Annotated in this window: 7 protein-coding genes; 2 read left to right on the forward strand and 5 right to left on the reverse strand. The window is 41.6% G+C overall.

The genetic code is table 11. The features are described 5' to 3' along the window. Window positions 1–344: 344 nt before the first annotated feature. Together NG833_RS25185 and NG833_RS25190 are read right to left on the reverse strand one after the other, a co-directional pair. Complete coding sequence (locus NG833_RS25185; RefSeq protein ID WP_254568028.1) at window positions 345–839, reverse strand: hypothetical protein; 495 nt, start codon at window positions 837–839, stop codon at window positions 345–347. 664 nt (window positions 840–1,503) lie between these two features. Beyond that, the gene (locus NG833_RS25190) at window positions 1,504–2,886 is read right to left on the reverse strand and encodes an NB-ARC domain-containing protein (RefSeq protein ID WP_254568029.1); all 1,383 of its coding nucleotides are present in this window, start codon (window positions 2,884–2,886) and stop codon (window positions 1,504–1,506) included. A gap of 211 nt (window positions 2,887–3,097) precedes the next feature. Between NG833_RS25190 and NG833_RS25195 the strand changes: the two genes are divergently transcribed. Next, window positions 3,098–3,343: a hypothetical protein gene (locus NG833_RS25195; RefSeq protein ID WP_254568030.1), complete on the forward strand. Its 246-nt coding sequence runs from the start codon at window positions 3,098–3,100 to the stop codon at window positions 3,341–3,343. Between the two features lie 202 nt (window positions 3,344–3,545). Continuing rightward, window positions 3,546–4,517, forward strand: coding sequence for an MvdC/MvdD family ATP grasp protein (locus tag NG833_RS25200; RefSeq protein ID WP_254568031.1), 972 nt, complete (start codon window positions 3,546–3,548; stop codon window positions 4,515–4,517). A 175-nt stretch (window positions 4,518–4,692) separates the two neighbouring features. Here NG833_RS25200 and NG833_RS25205 read toward each other — a convergent pair whose 3' ends face one another. From NG833_RS25205 to NG833_RS25215, 3 genes are all read right to left on the reverse strand, one after another. Further along, window positions 4,693–4,920: a hypothetical protein gene (locus tag NG833_RS25205; RefSeq protein ID WP_254568032.1), complete on the reverse strand. Its 228-nt coding sequence runs from the start codon at window positions 4,918–4,920 to the stop codon at window positions 4,693–4,695. Continuing rightward, window positions 4,908–5,213 carry a hypothetical protein gene (locus tag NG833_RS25210; RefSeq protein ID WP_254568033.1) on the reverse strand — a complete coding sequence of 102 codons (306 nt, stop codon included), beginning with the start codon at window positions 5,211–5,213 and terminating at the stop codon, window positions 4,908–4,910. The genes NG833_RS25205 and NG833_RS25210 overlap by 13 nt, the downstream gene beginning before the upstream one ends. 167 nt (window positions 5,214–5,380) lie before the next feature. Beyond that, window positions 5,381–6,073, reverse strand: a complete 693-nt coding sequence (locus NG833_RS25215) for a Uma2 family endonuclease (protein WP_254568034.1) — start codon at window positions 6,071–6,073, stop codon at window positions 5,381–5,383. Window positions 6,074–6,563 lie beyond the last annotated feature (490 nt).

A 6,563-nucleotide genomic window follows, 5' to 3' on the forward strand; every position in this document is an offset into this window, starting at 1 on the left:
GCAATGCTTGCGCCCTTGGGGCGCAAGCATTGCGCCCCTACAAGAAATAACGATTTTTCGTCATTAAATTTACCCCCAATTCAGAATTGGGCGCAAGCATTGCGCCCCTACAAGAAATAACGATTTTTCGTCATTAAATGTACAACCAATTCAGAATTGGGCGCAAGCATTGCGCCCCTACAAGAAATAACGATTTTTCGTCATTAAATGTACAACCAATTCAGGGCTAGGGGTCTAATACCAAATCCGGTTGGTAAAAGCAGCCCGCGCAGGCGGGCTTTGTCCTGTGAGCCTCCAGGCTTCAGCCTGCGGGTTTTATCAACCTTTAACAACCGAATTCCGTATTACTCGGCAGTGGTGGATTTCAAGACGCGATCGAGAATAATCCGCGCTTCTTCCGCTTGTTCTCTCGCCGCTTGATAGCGCTGATTGGCTTGGGCAAAGGTTTTTAGAGTTTTAAACCCTTCCTTGAGATTAGCAATTTCCTCTTCCGTAACCGGGCGATCCTGAAAGAGAATATCAATTTGCTCACGCACTTTCAGCGCCTCGGCATGGGACTTATCCACTTTTTCCTTGAGAGTGACCAAACTGCTGAGAATTTGCACCGCTTCGGTGAGGGCATCATCGCTGTTTTCATCTAAACCTTCGGGTTCTTTCACTTCAATAAATTCATCGGGACTAAAACCCTCGGAGAGTTTGTTCGAGAGTTTAGTAGGCAGTTTCCCCTCATCCATCATTTCAAGGAGTTGATCCATTGCTTTGTCCCGGGCTTTGGCTGAATCTCTGCCCGAAACGGTCAAGATAATTTCGGGAGATTGGGCGATCGTGTACTGAACCATAGTTTTAAGCAAGAACGGTTAGGGAGGTTGTGATGAAAGACTCGCGACGCCGGTGGAACAATTAGAAGGTTTTTGGCTCCTAATTTGAGGGCGATCGCGAGAAACCCAACGAATGAGGTCAAGGAGAGATGGGGTAAAATTCAACCCAATAATCCCTCTCATCTTTGGCAACAATTGTTGGTTTTTCTATCTTTATTTTCTCATATTTGTTGCTTGTTGTTCCATTTTTGTTATATTTTTTAAAATATCTCCAAAGTTTCAGTCCGACCCTCCAAACCTCTGATTAAAATGTTCACCCTAGTCAGGGTCTCTTGCCATCTAATCGGATTTATACTTACCCTCTCATTAGGGCGATCGGTTATCCCCCTGTGACCAAAGGCCCAATGAAAAAAAGGAACTTGGGCATTTATGAAAACTCACAGAGCTTTTAAAAGTGACCCAAACCCTCTAAGTTGTGTTGTTTATTTGCCCAAACACACATCCTGGTTAAACCCGCTTGAGTATTGGTTTAGTCTCTTGACCCGTCGCCTTTTGAAGCGAGGGGAGTTGCCTTTTACCGATGCTCTATCGGAGCCAATTTTTAAGTTTATCGATTACTTCAAACGGACCCCATCAAACTATCTTCATGGAAATTTGAAGGGTGAAAATACTTTAAATAAACTGGTTATTTATTTTTTAACTTTTGCACTAAATATGCTTTAAAAATATAATTTAGCTGAAATGCTGGAGCGTCCATCGCCACTTTTTCGACTAAACAGCGTCTATTTAAAGATTGCATAATCTGCCAAAATTTATTCTGGGAAAGCTCCAGATTAGCATAGGGTTGGAAAATTGCGATCGGCTCATCTTGACTCCCTAACCACTGAACCACCTTCTTTTCTAATTCTGATAACCGCTCTAACTGAAACTCTAATGTTGCTTCTATATCACCTAAAAATAACTCCTCTTCTTGAATCAAATGAGCCGCTCTCCCGTCAAATAACTCCATAATTGTTGCAGAGATAATATTCAACCACCCCGGATGACCTTGATATCGCTGGATTAATTCATCCCAGATTGACTCATCTTGTAACTTTTTGTGTAGCAAAATTTCTTTAGCCGATGCTCCTAATCCTTCAATCTTTAAGGATTTTGTTGATTGACTTTCCTTTTCTAAAGTCTCAATGTCTCCGGGTTTCTCCCAACTACTTAAAATCAAACAACTTTGATGAGACGAGGTAGCCACTTGCTGAAAAAAATGACGATACTCTTTATATTCTGTTAAATAATGACCCGCTAAATGACCCGGTTTAAAAAGATGCTGCACGTCATCAAGGACTACTAAACAACGAGATGAGCGAAAATAATCAATGATTTCTGGTAAGGAACTGGCTGGAGATTCAGCAAAAAAATTCGTCAGGTGATCTTTCAGATTCCTCAGTTTAGGCAAATGCTCAAGACTCCGATAAATAATATAATCGAATTCCGTCTTAATTTCTGAGATTAACTTAAGAATCAAAGCAGTTTTCCCTATTCCACTTAAGCCATAAATTGTAATTAGCCGAGCCTGATCATTGACCATCCATGATTTCAGGGTAGAAATTTCTGAATCACGTCCGTAATTACAGTTTAATTCTGGGGCGGTGGTTATATCTACGAAATGAACCTCATTGGGAACTGGGACAGAGTATGAGCGCTTTTCTATGTCCTGTGCAACTGGGGAATTTCCCCTACAAATATTCACATGGTTTTCCTTGATTTTATGATTACTAATAATTAAGGATGAATCCCCAAAACTGTAAATAGTAGATCCAGCTTTGTTTTGTAAAATAGAACGCACATTGCTTTGTTCAATAGATTCTGTAAAAACACCAGATAGCAGTTTCCATAATTTTGCCCCCTCTTTTTTGACATGATCATAGCTATATCCATTCTGGTCGGCAATCTTATGAAAATTCTTATGGTGTAAAATACTTTCTAATATAGATTTTTGTAAAGAACTAAGGTGTTTTCCGGTTTTGGCAAATACCTGTTCATCAGTCCATTTTGACAATTCTTGAATGTCCATAGATATTTTTTGTCCTCATTTACGTTGTTTTGGCACTAAAACCCACTACTTGCCACTAAAATTTAAAGTTTGCAAACAGAGAACCAGTTTATGCACTAAATCCTACTATATCACACTAACCCTCGTCAGTCTAACTTTCCCACTAAATGCCACCCCCAATCTCAACCAGATCAATTAGAATCTTGTTAGCGAATTCTTGAGAATCAGTCTTATGAGAACACCAACCTTAGAACAACCGGCAAGTTCGGTGCCTTTCACTCTCAATTTTGTTGAGAAAATCAACCCAGCATTGTACGATCAAGCGATTCAGGATTCACAGATTCTAACAGAATCCTATGATCCGGAAACTCAAACGTCGAATATTCCTGTTTTTGCTGCTGGTAGTTCATTGACCTATCGTGATAGTTATAGCGGTATTCTTAATGAAAAAGATGATGCAAAGCAGTCTGATACTTAAAGCTGACAGTGGCATGAGTGAAAAACTACGGGTTTTCTGAATCAAACAACAGCGATTATCCGGTACGGTAGAGTGCGGGGCATTCTATCGTATCTTTTTGATGTGTGAGGGATTGTTAGAATAAAAAGCCTGATGTGAACCATCAGTATCAGTCGATCGCCAGACCTGGTTTATTTCCCAACAACAATGTTATAAATTAAATATGCTCTTAATTTTTACGAACAAGCAGGATGTCCACACCGATGAAGTGATTAGAACCCTATATAAAAAGGGTATTGAAGTTTTTCGGTTAAACTCAGAAGATTTGCTCAGAAAATACAAAATCAATCTTCATATCCATTCAAATGGTTTATGGACTGGACAGATTACTGACGAACTTGGGAGAATCTTAAACTTAGATCAACTAAAAGTAGCATGGTTGAGAAAACCTGAATTTGATTTTTTTGGTAAGATTGCTGAATCTGCGGAAGAAGAGTTTATCGCTTCAGAAACCAAATCTTTTATTAATATACTATATTCTATACCCAGCATCAGATGGATAAACGATCCATTTATTGCCAATAAAGCGAAGGTTAAATTCCAACAACTTTTACTTGCCAATAAATATGGGGTCAAAATCCCCAAAACCCTAATAACTACACAGCCAGAAACAGCTAAATATTTTTTTATAGAGTGCGGCGAGGAGGTTTTAGTTAAAACAATTTATACTGGAAATGTAACAATTGACGGACTCAATCAAGGTATCCCCTCAAGAAAAATTGGTAAAGATAATTTTTATCAATTCTATCAAACTATTTCCTTAGCACCGACTCAATTGCAAGAATATATCGAAAAAGCATTTGAGTTAAGGATTACCGTTATTGGGGAAAAGGTATTTGCCGTTAAAATTGATTCACAAGCCCATGAAGAAACCAAAGTTGATTGGCGACTCCATACTCAAATGAATCCCCATTCTATCTTTGAACTACCCGCAAAAATAGAAAAATTCTGCATCGAATTTTTGAAAGAACAAAAACTGTTATATGGAGCGATGGATTTTATTGTGACTCCCAACAATGAATATGTATTTTTAGAAAATAATCCTTTTGGTCAATATCTTTGGCTAGAAATAGAAACAAAAATTCCCTTAACTGAAGCGATGTGTGATTTGTTGATCAGCTATCTTAATGCTTAATTGCTTTTTGGTTAATGTTGTTCTGTAGATGAAATAAGCTGTTGCCTTTTTACACTGGATATCCTAAAATTATGAAACTTTTGCGCGGAGCATCCAGTTTAAATGCCTAAACAGCATAACCTAAGTATTGGCGCAGATCCGGGGAGTGGCTGGTGCTACTGAGTAAAAATGGCGATTATGAGCTTGTTGCCGATCGCCCCATTTCCACAGTGACAGCATCCAAGCGATTATCACTCGGTTTATAGGAGAGAATCTCCATGCCAATGGGTTCACCTGTTGTTTCATCTTTGATTAATATCACCCCATCTCCCAGTTCTGTCGCCATTTGATTTTTGCGGGGAGGTTGCCAAAAAATGGTGAGTAATTCCATCTCGGGTTCATAGTAGATTTTTACTTGCGCCATAGGGTTTCTCCTTCTTTGATTGCATCAGTTTGATAGGCTGTGATCAGAAATCCATCTCCATTTAAGCGACGAACAACGGCAACCACCCAGCGTTTTTGTTTGAGGATCAGGTAGAACAGCAGTACATTGGGATCGTGGCTACTGCGACGAATTTCATCGGGGGCAGTTAGCGCTTGTTGAATTTCTGCTTCGAGATCCGCGATGTCTGGGTGCTTAACGAGCAGCTTCTCCCAGTATTCTTCTGAGGTGCGGACTGTGAATTGTAGGGGAGTCAGGACTTCAAATTTATTCATCTGGCTATCTGGAGATGAAACAATTGGCGGCGATCGCCCTCAAGACTCTACCATCACTAGGGCCGTTTCCAGCCCTCTCCAACCCAGGTGAACTCGTCGGTTCCGCCCCTAACCCTCGGAACAGTTCAGAGGGGCGAAACCGTTGCACTGTCCTGAGTCAGATGATTTTACCCTTCAGGATGGAAATCGCCTTCTAGTTCCCGTAAACGCGCCTCCAATTCCCGAAGGCGTGCTTCTGCGGACTCTGCTCTCTGACGTTGTTGTTGAGCCTCCTGACGTTGTTGTTCCGCTTGTTTGGCTAACTCTGTAGAGGTCAGAAATCGCTCACCATCGGGACGGTAGATGGTGAACTGTTCATCCTGCAATTCAAAGCGAATCCCTAACCGGGGACTCGTCCAATTTTCGGGCTGATCAATCACCTGTAGGGAACCCGCCTGATTGCGTAGCCACCCATTGAAATCCAGGCGATCGGGGTCGAAAACATAATATTCTTCCACCCCATAGTGGTCATAAAACTCTTGTTTCTTCGCCATTTCCTTGAGGCGATTTCCGGGGGAAAGAATTTCAAACACCACTTGGGGAGGGATGTTCCCTTCTTCCCATTGCTTATAAGAACCGCGATCGCCTTTAGGTCGTCCGATCGCCACCATCACATCAGGGGCCTGACGCAATTTATTATTTCCTTCGATGGGATACCACAGTAAATCCCCCGCCACAAAAACATTCGGGTCCTCATCAAACAGAATCTCTAAATTCTCTTTAATCACCACAATCCAACGAAATTGGCGAGTATTATCAGACATCGGATTTCCATCACAATCAGGGTAGATGACCTGGGTAGGTTGAGGGGTGGTTACCATAAATTAAACCTCTCAATTATTGAACGGGAAGCAACACCATTGAGTCTGGGTCAAACCCTCTGTAGGCCAGACTTTTAAACGGTCTGAATCGGTGTCTAGGGTTAGCTGACATTTTAGCGAATTTTGCCCCCAATGGTCAGCCAGCAGGTTTCCAGGTGGCTTAAATTTCTCCTAGGGAACTCCAAAAAATAAAATCTCCAAAACGTTCGTTCGTAGATCAACGGAGTAGCGCGATCAATGTAGGGGCGCAATGCTTGCGCCCCAGGGGCGCAAGCATTTACTCCGACACATACCTTACTTTCAGTTGCGCGTTTGGAGGATTTATATTTTGCAATCCCCCTAACCCAGTTTCATACCCAATCCGGTTGGTAAAAGTCGGTTTTCGTTTTTAGCCCGCGCAGGCACCGCTTCGTCCGCAAGTGCCCCACCCTTTAGGGTGCGGGCTAACCGGATTCCGTATCACTAGCGGATAACAGGTGGGTTGGGGCAA

This window comes from Oscillatoria sp. HE19RPO (genome assembly GCF_024220515.1).
GTDB lineage: Bacteria > Cyanobacteriota > Cyanobacteriia > Cyanobacteriales > Laspinemataceae > Laspinema.

Coding starts and splice junctions, on each gene's coding strand:
- NG833_RS25185 (WP_254568028.1), bottom strand. CDS start 839: ATGGTTCAGTACACGATCGCCCAATCTCCCGAAATTATCTTGACCGTT.
- NG833_RS25190 (WP_254568029.1), bottom strand. CDS start 2,886: ATGGACATTCAAGAATTGTCAAAATGGACTGATGAACAGGTATTTGCC.
- NG833_RS25195 (WP_254568030.1), top strand. CDS start 3,098: ATGAGAACACCAACCTTAGAACAACCGGCAAGTTCGGTGCCTTTCACT.
- NG833_RS25200 (WP_254568031.1), top strand. CDS start 3,546: ATGCTCTTAATTTTTACGAACAAGCAGGATGTCCACACCGATGAAGTG.
- NG833_RS25205 (WP_254568032.1), bottom strand. CDS start 4,920: ATGGCGCAAGTAAAAATCTACTATGAACCCGAGATGGAATTACTCACC.
- NG833_RS25210 (WP_254568033.1), bottom strand. CDS start 5,213: ATGAATAAATTTGAAGTCCTGACTCCCCTACAATTCACAGTCCGCACC.
- NG833_RS25215 (WP_254568034.1), bottom strand. CDS start 6,073: ATGGTAACCACCCCTCAACCTACCCAGGTCATCTACCCTGATTGTGAT.